This window comes from Pseudomonas sp. WC2, from assembly GCF_050586545.1.
In the GTDB taxonomy this organism is placed as follows: domain Bacteria; phylum Pseudomonadota; class Gammaproteobacteria; order Pseudomonadales; family Pseudomonadaceae; genus Aquipseudomonas.
Genome location: NZ_JBOBDR010000030.1, coordinates 17,399 through 34,581 on the forward strand (window position 1 = coordinate 17,399; position 17,183 = coordinate 34,581).

The following is a 17,183-nucleotide window of genomic DNA, read 5'->3' on the forward strand; positions in this document are numbered from 1 at the left end:
CATCCTGTCAACTTCAATCGCCCAATCCCAAGCAACTAATTCAGAACCGGGGACAGACCACGTTTATTTAAACGTGGTCTGTCCTCCCATTATCCTCCGGTATGAAGGAGGATACGCTTCGAGATGCTGCCACGAAGCGCAGGCAACGAAGTAATTCAAATGCGAAAAACGGACGGCGAGTGCAGTCCATCGTTCCGGACATAAGGTCACGCTTTTGAAAAGACTTGGGTGAATTACTGATTGAATTTGGTCTTCACTTGCTCACCGTCGCGATAAGACATGACAAAAGATTCCCAGGGTTCGCCACGCTGCACGGCATTCGCCTTTAAATCTTTTGCCAAAAAATACACGTCGGAGACATCAAAATCGACTTCAGCGTCCGTTACCTCAACTCCGTCTTTTTCGACTATCAGTTCGGCTTCCATGAACCCTTCACCCATCTCTATCTCGTAACGGAAGGCGTCGTATCCGTGAACAATACCCTCGTGGACCATCTGAAAAATTTTTTTGACGATTTCTAGATCATCTGTAATCACTCGATTATCTCCGGTATTTTTCGGGCTTGAGGCCAGAATCGGGGACAGACCACGTTTACTTAAACGTGGTCTGTCCTATTTATAGCTTCCTCGACCTAACACCACAGCGTACCGACTGTTCATCAAATCCTTATCGATTCTAAGCTCAGCCCCTTTCTTCCGTTTCAGTGATGGCCTATGGCAATTTCAGCACGACCTCGTCAGATCCATCCGGCAATTCGAGAAGCCACTTCCATTGCTCCAGAACCTCCCTCCACGCCAGATTCACACCGCCTAAGGCTCTTCGGAAATGATGTCCAACTCGCCCCACAGCATTGAAAGCCCCAGGCTTTTCATGTAAGTACCAAAATCCATAGAAGGTTCAATGCCAACTTTCTCAATTGCAAACCAGATGGCGTCACACTCTGGACATATAAATAGCTCAGTCCCGGTAGCCCTGATACTGGCACCGACAATGTGGTCCTGCTCGCACCTCGGGCAAAGTATCTTCACTGCCCGTATTCTCCGGGCGGAAAGCCTGCCAACCCACTATCAATCATTTCTTCACCTGATAAAACGTAATCACCGGGCCGTAATTCTCATCGGAGTTCGACACCTCGACACTGAACAACTTGTCCGGGAATTTTTCCTTCAGCACCATGCGCCAGGCAAACCCAATGACCTCGCACAATTGCAGAAATATGCTGTGTGATACGCCATCTCCGTATTGACCAAATACATCGTAGAGCTTCACATAATTCAACAGCCGCTCAGTCTTTGCCATGTCGTGAGAGGCCAGGCTCAAGCAGCGCGCGAACGTTTCAATTGAAAAATTTCGCTCTAGAAAAACGCCCCCTTGAGACACGACGAACGTCGGGAAGAACAATGTCGAAAACACCAGCATCTGTTCCGGATGGCATTGATCATTGATGTAAGAATGGATATCCAGGCCTTCCTGATTCGCCCACTGTTTCTTCCAGGCGTCATATTGTTCAGTATCGATGACCGGGGGTATAGAGTTGATCAGTTGCACTGCGTTTGCTCCATGCAGCCGAGATGATATCAATATCATGGCCAGATACTAGATAGCTGCTGTTTGGGCGTCAATGAAGGGATTCATCGAAATGCCCGGCCGCGTGCCGTCCGGATAAGCCCTCCCGCCGCAATAATCTGTAAACTCTCCCCTCTTTTGCCGCCCATCATTTCCTCGCGGCCATCACCTCTAATTGTTGCGGAGTCCACCTTGCGTCTGTTCCACACCTCCGACTGGCACCTTGGGCAAAACCTGCACGGCCAGGAGCGCGATTTCGAGCACGGCTGTTTTCTCGAGTGGCTGCTGCGCCAACTGCAACTGGCGCAGCCGGATGTGCTGCTGATCGCCGGTGACATCTTCGACACGGTCAATCCGCCGGTCAAAGCCCAGGAACGTCTCTACGACTTCATCGTCAGCGCCCACGAGCAGCAGCCGTTGCTGACCATCGTGATGATTGCCGGCAACCACGATTCCGGCTCGCGGATCGAACTGCCGGCGCCGTTGATGCGCCGTTTGCGCACCCATGCGCTGGGTCGGGTGTTGTGGCTGGACGACGGCCAACTCGATGCCGAACGCTTGCTGCTGCCATTGCCGAATGCTCAAGGCGATATCGCCGCATGGTGTCTGGCGCTGCCGTTCCTGCGTCCGGCGGAAGTGACGGGTGCGCATCTGGGCGACAACTATTTGCGCGGCATCGGCCAAGTGCATGAATGGCTCATCGAAGCCGCCAACGCCAAGCGCAAACCGGGTCAGGCGCTGATCGCCATCAGCCATGCGCACATGGCTGGCGGCTCCGTTTCGGAAGACTCCGAGCGTAGCCTGATCATCGGTAATGCCGAAGCGTTGCCCGCCAGCCTGTTCGGGCCGAGCATCAGCTACGTCGCCCTCGGCCATTTGCACAAGCCGCAGAAGGTCAACGGTGAGGAGCGCATTCGCTACAGCGGTTCGCCGATTCCATTGTCGTTCTCGGAGATCGGCTATCAACACCAGATCCTCGACGTCACCCTCGACGGCGAAACCCTGGTCAGCGTCGAGCCGAAACTGATTCCGCGCTCGGTCAACCTGCAACGCATCGGCCCGGCACCGCTGGCGGAGATTCTGTTGCAACTGGCCGACCTGCCGAACATCGACCTGCTCGCCGAAACTCAGCGCCAGCCGTGGCTGGAAGTGCGGGTGATCCTCGACGAACCGCAGCCAGACCTGCGCCATCAAGTGGAAAACGCCCTGCAAGGCAAAGCCGTGCGCCTGGTGCGCATCGCCGCCGAATACGCCGGCAACCGTGGCGCGGATGGCAGCGAGGACGGCACCGCGCTGATCGAACTGGATCAACTCACCCCGCAGGAATTGTTCAGCCGCGCCTGGCTCGACAACTACGGCAACGAGGTCGACGAACAGACGCTGAAGGACTTCGCCGAACTGCTGCAAGACGTGCAACTGGAGGGCGAGCAGCCATGAAGATTCTCGCCATTCGCTTGAAGAACCTCGCCTCGCTGGCGGGACCGTTCGAAATTGATTTCACCGCTGAACCGCTGGCCAGCGCCGGTTTGTTCGCGATCACCGGCCCGACCGGCGCCGGCAAAAGCACCCTGCTCGACGCGTTGTGTCTCGCGCTGTTCGGCGCCGTGCCGCGTCTGAACAACACCGGCCGTGACGCCAAAGTCCCCGATGCCGACGGCGAAATCGCCACCGGTGACCCGCGCACCCTGCTGCGTCGCGGCACCGGCGAAGGCTATGCCGAAGTCGATTTCGTCGGTGTCGACGGTCGCCGCTATCGTGCGCGCTGGGAAGCCAATCGCGCTCGCGAAAAGGCTGGCGGTAAGTTGCAGGCCAGCCGTCAGAGCCTGCGCGACATCGATCAGGATCAACTGCTCGCCAGCCAGAAAGGCGAGTACAAAACTCAGTTGGAAGCGGCACTGGGCCTGAACTTCGAACAGTTCACCCGCGCCGTGCTGCTGGCGCAGAGCGAGTTCAGCGCGTTCCTCAAGGCGGACGACAACGACCGCAGCGAACTGCTGGAAAAACTCACCGACACGGCGCTGTACACCCGCCTCGGCCGCCGCGCCTTCGACAAGACCAAAGAGGCCCGCGAAGCGCACAAGCTGTTGCAGGATCAGGCCACTGGCGTGACGCCGTTGCCGCCTGAGACTCGCGCCGAACTGGATGAGCGCTTCAACGCTGCGCAGCAACAACTGAAATTGCAGCAGGCCCAGCTCAAACAGCTTGAGCAACAGCACGCCTGGCTTAAGGATTTGCGTGTCTTGCAAGACGCGCAGCAGGCCGCCACGGAACAACTGGACAGTGCGCAACAGCAATCGGAAGGTCTGGCCGGCGAACGGCTGAAACTGACGCGACTGGAGCAACTCGGTCCGCAACGGCATCAATTCGCGCGTAAAACCGAACTCGATGCGCTGCTGACGCCGTTGGCAGCACAAATTGCCGAACACACCCGGCAGCACGCGGAACTGACTGATCGCCAGACGCAACTTGAGCACAATCTTGAAGCAGCCAGAGTCGCACTGTCCGATGCGCAACAGCGCCAGTCGGAAAACGCCCCGCTTTTGCGTCAGGCCTTTGAAGAGCAAAGCACCCTCGCCCGTCTGGCTAAGGAAGTCGCCGCTTGCGCTGACGCCAAAGCCAACGCGCAACAGGCCAGCAGCGACGGCCAGAGTGCCATTCAAACCTTGCTGGAAAAGCAAAACCAAGTGGCCGAGCGCCTGCAGCGCATTGCCGCTGAGCTCGAACAAAGCGCTCATCTGGCGCCGTTGAGCGATGCGTGGCACGCCTACCGCGATCGTCTGCAACAGCTGATGCTGATCGGCAACCGTTTGAACAAGGGCCAGGCCGAATTGGCAGCCCTTGAAGAAAGCGCCACGCGCAGCGCTGAGACGTTGACCCAGCAGAAGCAGCAATTGGAAGTGCTGTTCAAAGAGGCCGGCGCCGAACCGGACGCCGTTGCAGAACAGATCGGCATCCTCGGCACGCTGCTGCAGGACAACCGCAAGCAACTGCGCGCCTTCGAAGATTTGTCGCGCCTTTGGGCCAGCCAACAGGATCTCGACAAGCGCGGCGCTGAGCTGCAAGAACGCCAGCTCAGCGCCCAGCAAGAACGTGAACGGCTGACCCAGGACGGCGTGAAATCGAAAGCCGAACTGACCATTGCCGAACAAACCCTCAACGTCACCCGCGAACTGCTTGAGCGCCAACGCCTGGCGCGCAGTGCCAGTGTCGAAGAGCTGCGTGCGCAGTTGCAGGACGATCAGCCGTGCCCGGTCTGCGGCAGCAACGAGCACCCGTATCACCAGCCGGAAGCGCTGCTGCAAAGCCTCGGTCGCCATGATGAAAGTGAGCAGGCCAACGCCCAGCACGTCGTCGATCAGCTCAAGGAAAAACTCACGGAGTTGCGCGCCGAAGTGGTCGGCGTCATCGCGCAACAAAAAGAACTGCTGCAACAACAGGAGCAATTGGCGAACCAGCAACAGGCCCTCGCGCCGAGCCTCGATGCGCATTCGCTGTCTGCACAGTTGCTGAATCAGGACGCCGACAAACGCGACGCTTGGCTCAATCGCCAGAACGAGCAACTGAACCAGAGCATCGCGCAGGACGAACAGCGCCAGAGCGCCCTGCTCACCCTGCAACAGGATGCCGCGCGCCTGACCCAGCAATTGCGTCAGGCCGAAACTGCGCATCAGCAAGCGGCGCAGCACCTGAGCAACCAGCAGCGCGAACTGAGCAGCGACCGCCAGCGACTCGACGAAGAACTGACGGCGTTCGCCACTCTGCTCCCTCCAGACACACTCGAAGCCCTGCGCCAAGAGCCCGCGGCGACGTTCCTGCAGCTCGACCGGCAGATCGCCGAGCGCCTGGCGCAAGTGGATCAGCAAAAGGAAGAACTGAGCGAGCAGCAGCAACGTCAGCAGACGCTGGAGAAAGAACAGGATCGTCAGCAGACTCGCGTGCAGCAAGCGCAGACTGCCGAACAGCAATTCGCAGCGCTGGCCGAGCAGCAGCAACTCTGCCAGCAGAAACTCGCACAATTACTTGGCGAGCACAGCAGCGCCGAGCAGTGGCAGCAGCAGTTGGAACACGCTGTGGAACAAGCGCGCAGCGCCGAAACCACTACGGCGCAGGAACTGCAAAGCGTGCGCACGCAGCTCGTGCAGATCGCCGCTGAGCTCAAGGCGCAGCAGGAACGTCAGCAGGCGCTGGAAAGCGAAGACCAGGATCTGGCCGGCAAGATTGCCGACTGGCGCGCCCGTCATCCGGAACTGGATGACGGTGGTCTCGAAGACTTGCTGCGGGTCGATGACGCGCAACTCGCTGAACTGCGCCAACGCTTGCAGCAAAATGAAAAAGCCATCGAACAGGCCAAGGTTCTGCTGCAGGAACGCGATCAACGCTTGATCGCGCATCAGGCTCAGCACAACGGCAATCTCGAGGCCGAGCAACTCGCCACCGCCCTCACTGAGTTGCAGAATCAGTCCACCGTCAGTGAGCAGCAATGCGCCGAACTGCGCGCCGAACAAGTCGAGGATCAGCGCCGACAAAACGCCAATCAGGCGCTGGCGCAGCAGATCGCCGACGCCTATGCCGAATATCAGCGCTGGGCTCGACTGAGTGCCTTGATCGGTTCGGCGACCGGCGACACCTTCCGCAAGATCGCTCAGGCCTACAACCTCGACTTGCTGGTGCATCACGCCAACGTGCAACTGCGCCAACTGGTCAAACGCTATCGCCTGAAACGGGGCGGCAGCATGCTTGGTTTGCTGGTGATGGACACGGAGATGGGCGACGAATTGCGCTCGGTACATTCGCTGTCCGGCGGTGAAACGTTCCTGGTGTCGCTGGCGCTGGCGTTGGGTCTGGCGTCGATGGCATCGAGCACGCTGAAAATCGAGTCGCTGTTTATCGATGAAGGCTTTGGCAGCCTCGATCCGGAGTCGCTGCAACTGGCGATGGATGCACTGGATGGCTTGCAGGCGCAGGGCCGCAAGGTCGCGGTGATTTCCCACGTGCAGGAAATGCACGAGCGGATTCCGGTGCAGATTCAGGTGCAGCGCCAGGGCAATGGTTTGAGCACACTGGAGGTGAAATGAACACGCTGTATTCGTTCCGCCGCTGCCCGTACGCCATGCGTGCGCGGATGGCCCTGCGTTATTCGGGCGTGCCAGTGGACATCATTGAAGTCAGCCTCAAGGCCAAACCGGCTGACATGTTGGCGATCTCGCCCAAAGGCACCGTGCCAGTGCTGGACGCTGAGGGTCGGGTGATTGATGAGAGTCTGGAGATCATGCGCTGGGCGTTGGCGCAGAATGATCCGGATGACTGGTTGCTCAAGGATGATCCCGCAGGCGAGGCCATGATGGACATGCTGATCCAGACCAACGACCAGACCTTCAAGACCTCGCTGAATCACTATAAGTACGCAGAGCGCTATCCCGAAAAGCCGATGGATGTCTATCGCATGGAATGCTCGATGATCGCGCAGCATCTGGATTTGCTGCTGATGGAAAACGATTACCTCGTCACCGATCATCCTTGTCTTGCCGATATCGCCCTGCTGCCGTTCGTTCGGCAGTTTGCTCATGTCGATCGCGAGTGGTTTGCGCAGACGCCTTATGTTCGCTTGCAGGCCTGGTTGCAGCGCTTTCTCGAATCAAACCTTTTCACTTCAATTATGAAGAAGTAATCCTTACCCTCCTGCGTGATGATCGTCCCACGCTCTGCGTGGGAACGATCAGTCATCAACTCAGGCCAACACCTGGCACATGCCAAGTGCCGAGCAATCCACTTCAAACGGGCCGAGGAAATTGGCGGCAGCCTTCACCGGTGGATTGCCGGCCATCAGTCCCAGCGTATTCGCCCTTTCGATGTTGTGCGCAATGCTGTGATTGGCCTCTATGGCCCGGGCCAATGCGCCTACCGAGCCCTGGCCGATGCCCAATAATGAAGCGCCGTTGGTGAAGAACGCCAGAGCGCCGATCACCCAGAGTCTGTAGCCTTTCATGCGCCGCCGACTCCTGCGAGTTCAGCCCGATCGACCATCACGCTGTGCGAGCGGACTTCGAACTGGATGCCTGGATGGGCGACGTCAATCGGTGCGGCGAAGTTGTGTTCCATTTGCGCGGCGATGCTGACAAACAGCACCACGGCCAGGTAAAGACCGATGGCCAGATAGGCGCCGCGTTTGGCTGAAGTGATGATTGCACTGGCCATGGTGTTCTCCCGTGGGCATGTTTCGATGACCACAGGATCAATCAGAAAAGCCGGAGTAACCACTCAGGGTTTGCCATAGTGAACATCAGCTTCGTTGATTATTTAGCCGGTCTATCTGCGCGTTCGGGAAAACCTATGATGCTGCCGAGCGCCTACGAAGGCAGCGTTGATCGTTCCCTCGCTCCGCGTGGGAATGCAGCCCGTGACGCTCCGCGTCACTGGACGCGGAGCGTCCCTAGAGGCATTACCACGCAGAGCGTGGGAACGATCAAAAAGCTGCCGAAGGCTGCGATCTGTTGAGTGTGCTTTTAACAAACACGTTCAACAGATCGCAGCCTTCGGCAGCTCTGGCAGAGGCAAAAATTTCAGTGTTGAGTTTTGTGATCCAGCGCGGCGTAGAAGTTGGCGCTCTGCTGCAGGTATTTCTGGGTGTAGCTCTGGGTGTGGGATTTTTTGCTGGCGATTTCCACGTTGGCGCTGGCTGGCAGCACAACGGTGGCGGAGATGGCGGAAGCGGCGATAACGGAGAAGAGATTGAAGTTCATGGCGGTAACCCTCGTGTTCGGTTGGCTTGCTTGCCCGGTTGGGCTGTGAAGCAAACTTAACGCTCGACGGTTACTCGCTTGAAATGCTTTGTAGCATTACCGGTTATCAGCGCGATTAATACAAAGAGACAGGCCCCGTAAACCGGGGCCTGTGGCTTATTGTCGCACTAGAAACTTGAGGTCGCTGGGCGCGTCCATAGGTAGTTTCTGCACGGTTTTGCCGAGCAGACCGGTCTTGCCGTCACGTTCAACGACGACGATCTGGTTGCTCTTCTGGTTGGCGATGAGCAGGAATTTGCCGCTCGGGTCGAGGCTGAACTCGCGCGGGTGATCACCTTCCACCGAGCGCTTTTGCAGCTCTTTGAGCTGGGCGGTCGCCGGATCGATGCTGAACACCACCAGTTGATTGGCGGTGCCACGGTTGCTGACGTAGAGGAACTTGCCATCCGCCGAAGCATGCAACGCTGCGCCAGCCTTGTCCGAAGTCGGCTGGCCGGCGGCGAGATCGACCAGTTGCGTCTGGGTCAGCACGCCGTCGTTGTAATCGAACACCGCAACCTGCGCGCTCATTTCCATGGTCAGCCAGGCGTGTTTACCGTCAGCACTGAACAGCAAATGGCGCGGGCCGCTGCCAGCTGGCAACGTCACCGAGGCAGTTTTCGCCGGGGTCAGTGGCAGCTCAGGATTGGCCTTCGGGTCGAACTGGTAGATGAACACCTTGTCCGCACCCAGGTCGTTGGAGAACACATAGCGACCGTCCGGCGAAGAGACCGTCGAGTGCACGTGGTTCGAAGCCTGACGCTCAGGATTGACCCGGCTGGCCGGATGCGCGCTCATTTGCACGACGGGTTTCAGTTTGCCGTCAGCACCCACCGGCAACACCGCCAGGGTTCCGCCCGGATCTTCCACCACCGAATAGTTGCTGACGAACAAGTGGCTGGCGTCAGCGCTGAGGCTCGAATGCGTCGGCTCGTTGCCCAGGCTCTGCACCTGATTGATCAAGGTCAGCGCGTGGGTTTTCGGGTCGACCGAATAGCTGCTGACGCGACCGACCGGGTCTTTCTGGCCCGGGCCGTTTTCGTTGACCACGAACAGGCGCTGCTGGTCTTTGGACAGGGTCAGCCACGACGGGTTTTCGCTCTTGACCACTTGAAGCGGCTTGGCGGCGACCTGGCCAGTGGCGCTGTCGAAGTTCATTCGATAGATGCCCTGGCTGGTGCCGGCGGTGTAGGAACCGACCAGCAATTGGAAATTTTCGGCAGATGCCGTGGACAGGCCCATGGCACCGACGCTGCCGGCCATCAGCAGCGGCCAGAATTTACGCATTTTCATCAGTGTCATCCTCTTCGTCGCTGCTGCTGACGACATCGCCATGGCAAACCAGGCGGTGCTCGCCGATCGCTTTGGTTTCATTGAAATAACCGACGATCAGCCAGCTCTGCAGAGAGTCGTCGAACGTTGCCGCTGCAACCTGAGCCGGGGTGAATTCCCAATGCTTGGCCGCTCGGCCGTCGATGCATTCGATGTGCAGGTTGTCGTCTTCATCGAGGGCGAATTCGAAGGCGTGCAGGCCGTCGATTTCGACCATTCCGCAGTGTTCGAGGGCGTTGAGAAGGGTTTGGGCAGTCATGGCAAACAGTCTTTCTAGGGGGGAAAGGGCCAATGATAGCTCAATGTGATCCAGAGGCCTTATGGGGAACCCTTGTGGGAGCGAGCCTGCTCGCGAATGCGGTGTGTCAGGCATGAAAGGCTGACTGAAAGAATGCATTCGCGAGCAGGCTCGCTCCCACAGGGGATATTGGCTGTCAGTTACAACGCGTCGCGCGAGGGCTTGCCGTCAACCAGGCGCTGGATGCGCAGCGGGTTGGCGTTTTTCAGCGGCTCGGGCAACAAGCTGTCCGGGTAGTTCTGGAAGCACACCGGACGCAGGAAACGGTCGATGGCCAGCGTACCGACGGAAGTGCCGCGCGCATCGGACGTCGCCGGATACGGCCCGCCGTGGACCATTGAGTCGCACACTTCGACGCCGGTCGGATAGCCGTTGAGCAAGATCCGTCCGACCTTCTGCTCCAGCAACGGCGTCAGCTCGGGGAAGCGTTCGAAGTCCGCCAGCTCACCGATAATCGTCGCCGTCAGTTGCCCATGCAGGCCGTGCAGCGCGGCGCTGAGTTGCGCCTTGTCCGCCACTTCAACAATCACCGTGGTCGGGCCGAACACTTCTTCCTGCAGCACTTCATCGCCATCGATTAACAGACTGGCATCGGCCTTGAACAATTGCGGCTGCGCCTGATTGCCCTGCTGTGGATTGCCGGCCAGATGTTCGATGCCGGAATGAGCCAACAGCTTCTGCAGACCTTTGCCGTAACTGCCGAGGGTGCCCGCGTTGAGCATCGTTTGCGCTGGCTGATCACCGATCAAACCAGCGACCTGCTGCACGAACGCGCTGAACGCTGGCGAGCGGATGCCGATCACCAAACCGGGATTGGTACAGAACTGACCGCAGCCTTGCACCACCGAGGCGGTCAGGTCGCGGGCGACGGTTTCCGAGCGCTCGGCGAGGGCCTGCGGCAGGACGATCACCGGGTTGATGCTCGACATTTCGGCGAACACCGGAATGGGTTGCGGGCGCGCCGCCGCCATATCACACAGCGCACGACCGCCCTTGAGCGAACCGGTGAAGCCGACCGCTTGAATCGCCGGGTGCTTGACCAGCCATTCGCCGACGCCACCGCCGTAGATCATGTTGAACACGCCCGCTGGCATGGCGGTTTTTTCTGCGGCGCGAATCAGTGCGTCAGCGACCCATTCAGCCGTGGCCATGTGGCCGCTGTGGGCCTTGAACACCACCGGGCACCCGGCGGCCAGTGCCGAAGCGGTGTCGCCGCCAGCGGTGGAAAACGCCAATGGAAAGTTGCTCGCCCCGAACACCGCCACAGGGCCGAGGCCGATGCGGTACTGACGCAGATCCGGGCGTGGCAATGGCTGACGATCCGGCAGCGGCAGGTCGATCCGCGCACCGTAGAAATCACCCCGGCGCAGGACTTTGGCGAACAGGCGCATCTGGCCGCTGGTGCGACCGCGCTCACCTTGAATGCGCCCGGCCGGCAACGCGGTTTCGCGGCAGACCACGGCGACGAAATCATCACCGAGAGCATCCAGTTCATCGGCAATCGCATCGAGAAACTGCGCGCGGCGTTCGGCGCTGAGGCTGCGATAGGCCGGGTACGCGGCAGCGGCGGCTTTGGCGGCAGCGTCGACTTCTTCAGCCGTGGCCTGGATGAAATCGTGGGGCAGCTGTTCGCCCGTCGTCGCGTCGACCGATTGCAGTTTGACGTTGCCAGCGGCGCTGCGCTGACCACCAATGTAGTTGTGACCGAGAATCTGAGTCATGGGATCTCCTTAAAGGGTGCCGATGCTGTCGGGTTCAAACGCCGCCGGAACCGGGACGATGCCGTTGACCAGCGGCGCGCCGAATTCAGCCTGGCTGATTTCGAAGACGTCGCCCGGCTGGGTGCGGATGCCATCGGCAAACGACAGGGTCGCGGTGCCGAAGAAATGAATGTGCACGTCGCCCGGACGCAGGAACTGGCTGTATTTGAAGTGGTGGTATTCGAGGTTGGCGAGGCTGTGGCACATGTTCGCCTCGCCGCTGAGAAACTCGTTCTGCCAGAGCACTTCGCCGTTACGCAGGATGCGACTGGTGCCTGCCAGATGTTGAGGCAATTCACCGGTGCGAAGTTCCGGCCCGTAACTGCAACTGCGCAATTTCGAGTGCGCGAGGTACAGGTAATTCTTGCGTTCCATGATGTGATCGGAGAACTCGTTGCCCACCGCAAAGCCCAGTCGATACGGCTTGCCGTCATTGCCGATGATGTACAGCCCGGCCATCTCGGGTTCTTCACCGGCGTCCTCGGCAAACGGCGGCACTGGGAACGGCTGGCCGGGGCGAACGACGATGCTGCCATCGCCTTTGTAGAACCATTCTGGTTGCACACCGGCCTGCCCCGCCGCCGGTTTACCGCCCTCCACGCCCCATTTGAAGATGCGCATGGTGTCGGTCATCGTCGCTTCATCGCCGGCCTGCTGGTGCATTTTGTCCCGCGCCGAAGCGCTGCCGAGGTGCGTCAGGCCGGTGCCGCTGATCAGCATGTGCGCCGGGTCCGGGTGATCGAGTGGCGGCAGGATGCGCAGTTGCGACAGCAGCTCGGCGTAATCGTGGCTGATGCCGAGGCCGAGGGTTTGCACTTGCTGTTCGAGGGTGTTGCCGACCTCGATGGCGGCGAGCGCCAGATCGCGCACGCTGCGGGCGTCCTGCACTTCGCGCACCAGACCGTTGTCGACCACGCCGACGCGGCGCTCGCGGTTGCTTAATTCGAATTGAACCAGATGCATGATTTTCTCCTATTCCCTCAAAAACACCGCTGTCCCCTGTGGGAGCGAGCCTGCTCGCGAAAGCGGTGTAGCAGTCACCTCAAATGTTGAATGTGCCGGCCTCTTCGCGAGCAGGCTCGCTCCCACAGGGGGTCGGTGTGGGTCTGTCAGGTGCGGGTAGCGCCGCGTGCGCTGGCGGCGAACTGGTCAACCGGCAGAACGTGTTTGCGTTCCAGCACGCGATAAACGATGCCGGTCAGAATCAAGCCAAACACCATCACCCCCGAGAGAAAGTAAAGCCCGGACGCCAGATTGCCGGTGTATTCCTTCAACGCGCCAATCACAAACGGCCCGATGTACCCGCCGAGATTCCCCACCGAGTTAATCAACGCAATCCCCGCTGCCGCACTCGCGCCGGCAAAGAATCGCCCCGGCAATGTCCAGAACACCGCTGTGCAGGAAAACAGCGCGAACGCCACCAGACACAGCGCCGCCAGTTGCGCCACCGGCATCGACAGCCACGCGCTCATGAACAGGCCAATCGCGCCCAGCACATACAGAACAGCCAGATGCCCGTAACGATCATTCAGACGGTCGGAACTACGCGGCACGATCAGCAAACCGATGATCCCGAAGATGTACGGCACCGATGACACGAAACCGGTGACCAGATCGCTGCCGCCAAACTGTTTGATCAGCGTCGGCAACCACAGGCCCAACCCATAAATGCTCAACGTCACCGGCAGATAAAACAGGGCGAGCAGCAACACGCGCTTGTCTTTCAGCGCATGCAGCGGATTGCCGTGGCGGGTCTGGCCGTATTCCTGCAGATCCTTTTTCAGCTCGCCGGTCAGCCAGTCTTTCTCTGCCTGATCCATCCACTTCACTTGCTGCGGGCCGTCCGGTAACCAGCGCAATACCGGCCAGGTCAGCAGGATCGCCGGGGTGCCGATGACGATGAACAGCCACTGCCAGCCGTGCAGGCCGAGCACGCCATCCATGCCGAGCAGACCGCCGGACACCGGGCCGGTGATCATCATCGCGATAGGCTGCGAGAGGATGAACAGGCCAAGGATCTTGCCGCGATGGCGCACCGGGAACCATTGGGTGATGTAGTAGAGAACGCCGGGGAAGAACCCCGCCTCGGCCGCGCCGAGCAGGAAGCGCATCACGTAGAAACTGTGCGGGCCCTGAACGAAGGCCATGCCGATGGTGATGGCGCCCCAGGTGATCATGATCCGCGCGAACCAGCGCCGTGCGCCGAAGCGTTCAAGCATCAGATTGCTGGGGATTTCGAGGAGGAAGTAGCCAATGAAGAACAGCCCGGCGCCGAGGCCGTAAGCCGCATCGCCGATGCCGATGTCGGCGCCCATGTGCAGCTTGGCGAAGCCGACGGCGGAGCGATCCACATAGGCGATCAGGTACAGCAGGATCAGGAAAGGAATCAGTTTCAGCGTTATGCGCCGGATTAGCCGCAGTTCCTGGCTCATGAGATCGGTCTCCGATTGTTGTTTTTATAGAACCTCGGGGGACGCCTCTCACGGAAAACCGTCAGGGCAATCCCTCCGTCGAAAACGACTATATAGTAATACTAATTCACCAACAACACTTCCAAACCTAGGATTTTGCGCTTAGATTAAGCCGTAGCTGGAACATTATAGTCATACAATAAGAGAATCGATCATGTCTGATAAGAAACCCACCCTGCGCTCCGCCCAATGGTTTGGCACGGCCGACAAGAACGGCTTCATGTACCGCAGCTGGATGAAGAATCAGGGCATCGCCGACCACCAGTTCCACGGCAAGCCGATCATCGGCATCTGCAACACCTGGTCGGAACTGACCCCGTGCAACGCGCACTTCCGCCAGATCGCGGAGCACGTCAAACGCGGGGTGATCGAGGCCGGTGGCTTTCCTGTGGAATTCCCGGTGTTCTCCAACGGTGAATCGAACCTGCGCCCGACCGCCATGCTCACCCGCAACCTGGCGAGCATGGACGTGGAAGAAGCGATTCGCGGCAACCCGATTGACGGCGTGGTGCTGCTGACCGGATGCGACAAAACCACTCCGGCGCTGCTGATGGGCGCGGCCAGTTGCGACGTGCCGGCGATTGTTGTGACCGGCGGGCCGATGCTCAACGGCAAACACAAGGGCAAGGACATCGGTTCCGGCACCGTGGTCTGGCAGCTCAGCGAACAGGTCAAGGCCGGCACCATCACCATCGACGATTTCCTCGCAGCCGAGGGCGGCATGTCGCGTTCGGCGGGCACGTGTAACACCATGGGTACCGCGTCGACGATGGCCTGCATGGCTGAAGCACTCGGCACTTCCCTGCCCCATAACGCGGCGATTCCGGCGGTGGATGCGCGACGTTATGTGTTGGCGCACATGTCCGGCATGCGCGCGGTGGAGATGGTTCGCGAAGATCTGAAACTGTCGAAGATTCTGACCAAAGAAGCCTTCGAGAACGCTATCCGGGTGAACGCTGCTATCGGTGGTTCGACCAACGCGGTGATTCACTTGAAAGCCATCGCCGGGCGCATCGGCGTCGAGCTGGATCTGGACGACTGGACCCGCATCGGGCGCGGCATGCCGACCATCGTCGACCTGCAGCCGTCCGGGCGTTTCCTGATGGAAGAGTTCTATTACGCCGGTGGTTTGCCAGCGGTGCTGCGCCGTCTCGGTGAGGCCAATCTGATCCCTAATCCGGATGCGCTGACGGTCAACGGCAAGTCCATCGGCGAGAACACCAAGGACGCGCCGATCTACGGTGAAGATGAGGTGATCCGCACCCTCGACAATCCGATCCGCGCCGACGGCGGGATTTGTGTGTTGCGCGGCAATCTGGCGCCACTCGGTGCGGTGCTCAAGCCGTCGGCTGCGACGCCGGAATTGATGCAGCATCGCGGCCGTGCGGTGGTGTTCGAGAACTTCGACATGTACAAGGCGCGGATCAACGATCCTGAACTGGACGTCGATAAGGATTCGATTCTGGTGATGAAGAACTGCGGGCCGAAGGGTTATCCGGGCATGGCTGAAGTCGGCAATATGGGCTTGCCGGCCAAGCTGTTGGCTCAAGGTGTGACCGACATGGTGCGCATTTCTGACGCGCGGATGAGCGGCACCGCTTACGGCACGGTGGTTTTGCACGTGGCGCCGGAAGCCGCCGCTGGCGGACCTTTGGCGACAGTGAAGGAAGGCGACTGGATCGAGCTGGATTGCGCCACCGGGCGTCTGCACCTGGATATTCCGGATGCCGAACTGGCGGCGCGCATGGCGGATCTGCAACCACCGCAGCAGTTGTTGGTGGGTGGCTATCGTCAGCTGTATATCGACCATGTATTGCAGGCGGATCAGGGTTGTGACTTTGACTTCCTCGTCGGTTGCCGCGGGGCTGAAGTGCCGCGCCACTCTCACTAACAGCGCAATTCTCCTGTGGGAGCGAGCCTGCTCGCTCCCACATTGATCGTTTGATCGTTCCCACGCTCCGCGTGGGAATGCCTCAAGGGACGCTCCGCGTTCCAGCTCTGAAATGGGACGCAGAGCGTCCCGGGCGGCATTCCCACGCAGAGCGTGGGAACGATCATTCCCCGCCTCAAGATTGTGCCGTGCCTGCTATGATGCCCGGCATCTCCATCGCTCAGGATCGCGCCGCTCCCCATGGATTACCGCAAACCCTCCGACCGCAAAAGCATGCACTCGCGCATCGTCCAGGAACTGGGCATGCAGATCGTCTCCGGACGCTTCAAGCCCGACGACAAACTGCCCGCCGAAGCCTTGCTCTGCGAGGAGTACGCGGTCAGCCGGCCGGTGTTGCGTGAAGCCACGCGGGTGCTGGTGGCCAAGGGTCTGGTGTATTCGAAGCCGCGCGTCGGCACGGTGGTCAAAGCGCGCCGCGAATGGCACATGCTCGACCCGGACGTGCTGCACTGGTTGATGCAAAGCAGCCCGCAGAATGAATTCTTCAACGTGCTGACCAGCGTGCGCAGCATCATCGAACCCGCCGCAGCCGCCCTCGCCGCCCAGCATGCGACTGACGCCGATATTGCCGCGATTGGTGAGGCCTATCAGCGCATGGAAGCGGCGCCAACCCCGGAAGCGCTGCTGCAGCCGGATCTGGATTTCCACAGTAGGATTGCCGATGCGACCCACAACGACTTGCTGGCGAACCTGTGCAACATGCTCTCGGTGGCGATTGCCGAGGCGTTGAAGCATTCGAATCAGCGACCGAATCTGCATGAATTGGCGTTGCCGCGGCATAAGGCGATTCTTACGGCGATTGAGAATCGTGATGCGCTGGGGGCTCGGCATGCGACGTTGGTGCAGCTGGATGATGCGCGTAGTGCTTTGAGTGTTGTGCTTGGCGCTGAACTCACTTAACGCTTGAGATCCTCTGCCCTCACCCTAGCCCTCTCCCTCGGGGCGGTCCGACGTTTCCGGAGGGCTAGGGTGAGGGGCTGTTGATCTTGACTTTGATATTGAGCCACAAAAAAAGCCGCAACCCTA

15 protein-coding genes are annotated in these 17,183 nt (G+C 59.7%); 5 read left to right on the forward strand and 10 right to left on the reverse strand.

All coding sequences use genetic code 11. From position 1 onward, the window contains the following. Positions 1-233: 233 nt before the first annotated feature. Together ACQ4OE_RS26075 and ACQ4OE_RS26080 are read right to left on the reverse strand one after the other, a co-directional pair. Positions 234-536 carry a hypothetical protein gene (locus ACQ4OE_RS26075; RefSeq protein ID WP_430948383.1) on the reverse strand — a complete coding sequence of 101 codons (303 nt, stop codon included), beginning with the start codon at positions 534-536 and terminating at the stop codon, positions 234-236. Positions 537-1,071: 535 nt separating this feature from the next. Further along, entirely contained in the window at positions 1,072-1,548 is a 477-nt protein-coding gene (locus tag ACQ4OE_RS26080) for a hypothetical protein (RefSeq protein WP_430948384.1), read from the reverse strand. A 210-nt stretch (positions 1,549-1,758) separates the two neighbouring features. Between ACQ4OE_RS26080 and ACQ4OE_RS26085 the strand changes: the two genes are divergently transcribed. From ACQ4OE_RS26085 to ACQ4OE_RS26095, 3 genes are read left to right on the forward strand one after another with little or no spacing between them, the layout of a single operon-like run. Next, positions 1,759-3,003 (forward strand): exonuclease SbcCD subunit D C-terminal domain-containing protein, encoded by a 1,245-nt coding sequence (locus ACQ4OE_RS26085; protein WP_430948385.1) that lies wholly within the window; start codon positions 1,759-1,761, stop codon positions 3,001-3,003. Beyond that, positions 3,000-6,641 (forward strand): AAA family ATPase, encoded by a 3,642-nt coding sequence (locus ACQ4OE_RS26090; protein ID WP_430948386.1) that lies wholly within the window; start codon positions 3,000-3,002, stop codon positions 6,639-6,641. Before ACQ4OE_RS26085 ends, ACQ4OE_RS26090 begins: the two co-directional genes overlap by 4 nt. Continuing rightward, complete coding sequence (locus ACQ4OE_RS26095) at positions 6,638-7,234, forward strand: glutathione S-transferase (RefSeq protein ID WP_430948387.1); 597 nt, start codon at positions 6,638-6,640, stop codon at positions 7,232-7,234. The genes ACQ4OE_RS26090 and ACQ4OE_RS26095 overlap by 4 nt, the downstream gene beginning before the upstream one ends. Before the next feature lie 60 nt (positions 7,235-7,294). On the opposite strand, the gene ACQ4OE_RS26100 is transcribed toward ACQ4OE_RS26095, so the two are convergent. From ACQ4OE_RS26100 to ACQ4OE_RS26135, 8 genes are all read right to left on the reverse strand, one after another. After that, entirely contained in the window at positions 7,295-7,552 is a 258-nt protein-coding gene (locus ACQ4OE_RS26100; protein ID WP_430948388.1) for a hypothetical protein, read from the reverse strand. Continuing rightward, a complete protein-coding gene (locus ACQ4OE_RS26105) occupies positions 7,549-7,761 on the reverse strand; it encodes a hypothetical protein (RefSeq protein WP_430948389.1) in 213 nt (70 codons plus the stop codon). Before ACQ4OE_RS26105 ends, ACQ4OE_RS26100 begins: the two co-directional genes overlap by 4 nt. 365 nt (positions 7,762-8,126) lie before the next feature. Then, positions 8,127-8,306, reverse strand: coding sequence for a hypothetical protein (locus tag ACQ4OE_RS26110; protein ID WP_430948390.1), 180 nt, complete (start codon positions 8,304-8,306; stop codon positions 8,127-8,129). A 156-nt stretch (positions 8,307-8,462) separates the two neighbouring features. Then, complete coding sequence (locus ACQ4OE_RS26115) at positions 8,463-9,638, reverse strand: lactonase family protein (RefSeq protein WP_430948391.1); 1,176 nt, start codon at positions 9,636-9,638, stop codon at positions 8,463-8,465. Then, positions 9,625-9,936, reverse strand: a complete 312-nt coding sequence (locus ACQ4OE_RS26120) for a DUF5629 family protein (RefSeq protein WP_122594284.1) — start codon at positions 9,934-9,936, stop codon at positions 9,625-9,627. The genes ACQ4OE_RS26115 and ACQ4OE_RS26120 overlap by 14 nt, the downstream gene beginning before the upstream one ends. Positions 9,937-10,115: 179 nt before the next feature. Continuing rightward, positions 10,116-11,696: an aldehyde dehydrogenase (NADP(+)) gene (locus ACQ4OE_RS26125; RefSeq protein ID WP_430948392.1), complete on the reverse strand. Its 1,581-nt coding sequence runs from the start codon at positions 11,694-11,696 to the stop codon at positions 10,116-10,118. A gap of 9 nt (positions 11,697-11,705) precedes the next feature. After that, positions 11,706-12,698 (reverse strand): AraD1 family protein, encoded by a 993-nt coding sequence (gene araD1, locus ACQ4OE_RS26130; protein WP_430948393.1) that lies wholly within the window; start codon positions 12,696-12,698, stop codon positions 11,706-11,708. A 146-nt stretch (positions 12,699-12,844) separates the two neighbouring features. Beyond that, positions 12,845-14,167, reverse strand: coding sequence for an MFS transporter (locus ACQ4OE_RS26135; RefSeq protein WP_108226766.1), 1,323 nt, complete (start codon positions 14,165-14,167; stop codon positions 12,845-12,847). Between the two features lie 193 nt (positions 14,168-14,360). Here ACQ4OE_RS26135 and ACQ4OE_RS26140 point away from each other — a divergent pair, with 193 nt between their 5' ends. Next, positions 14,361-16,097 carry an IlvD/Edd family dehydratase gene (locus tag ACQ4OE_RS26140; protein ID WP_430948394.1) on the forward strand — a complete coding sequence of 579 codons (1,737 nt, stop codon included), beginning with the start codon at positions 14,361-14,363 and terminating at the stop codon, positions 16,095-16,097. Between the two features lie 240 nt (positions 16,098-16,337). Next, entirely contained in the window at positions 16,338-17,057 is a 720-nt protein-coding gene (locus ACQ4OE_RS26145) for a FadR/GntR family transcriptional regulator (protein WP_430948395.1), read from the forward strand. The last annotated feature ends 126 nt before the right edge of the window (positions 17,058-17,183 follow it).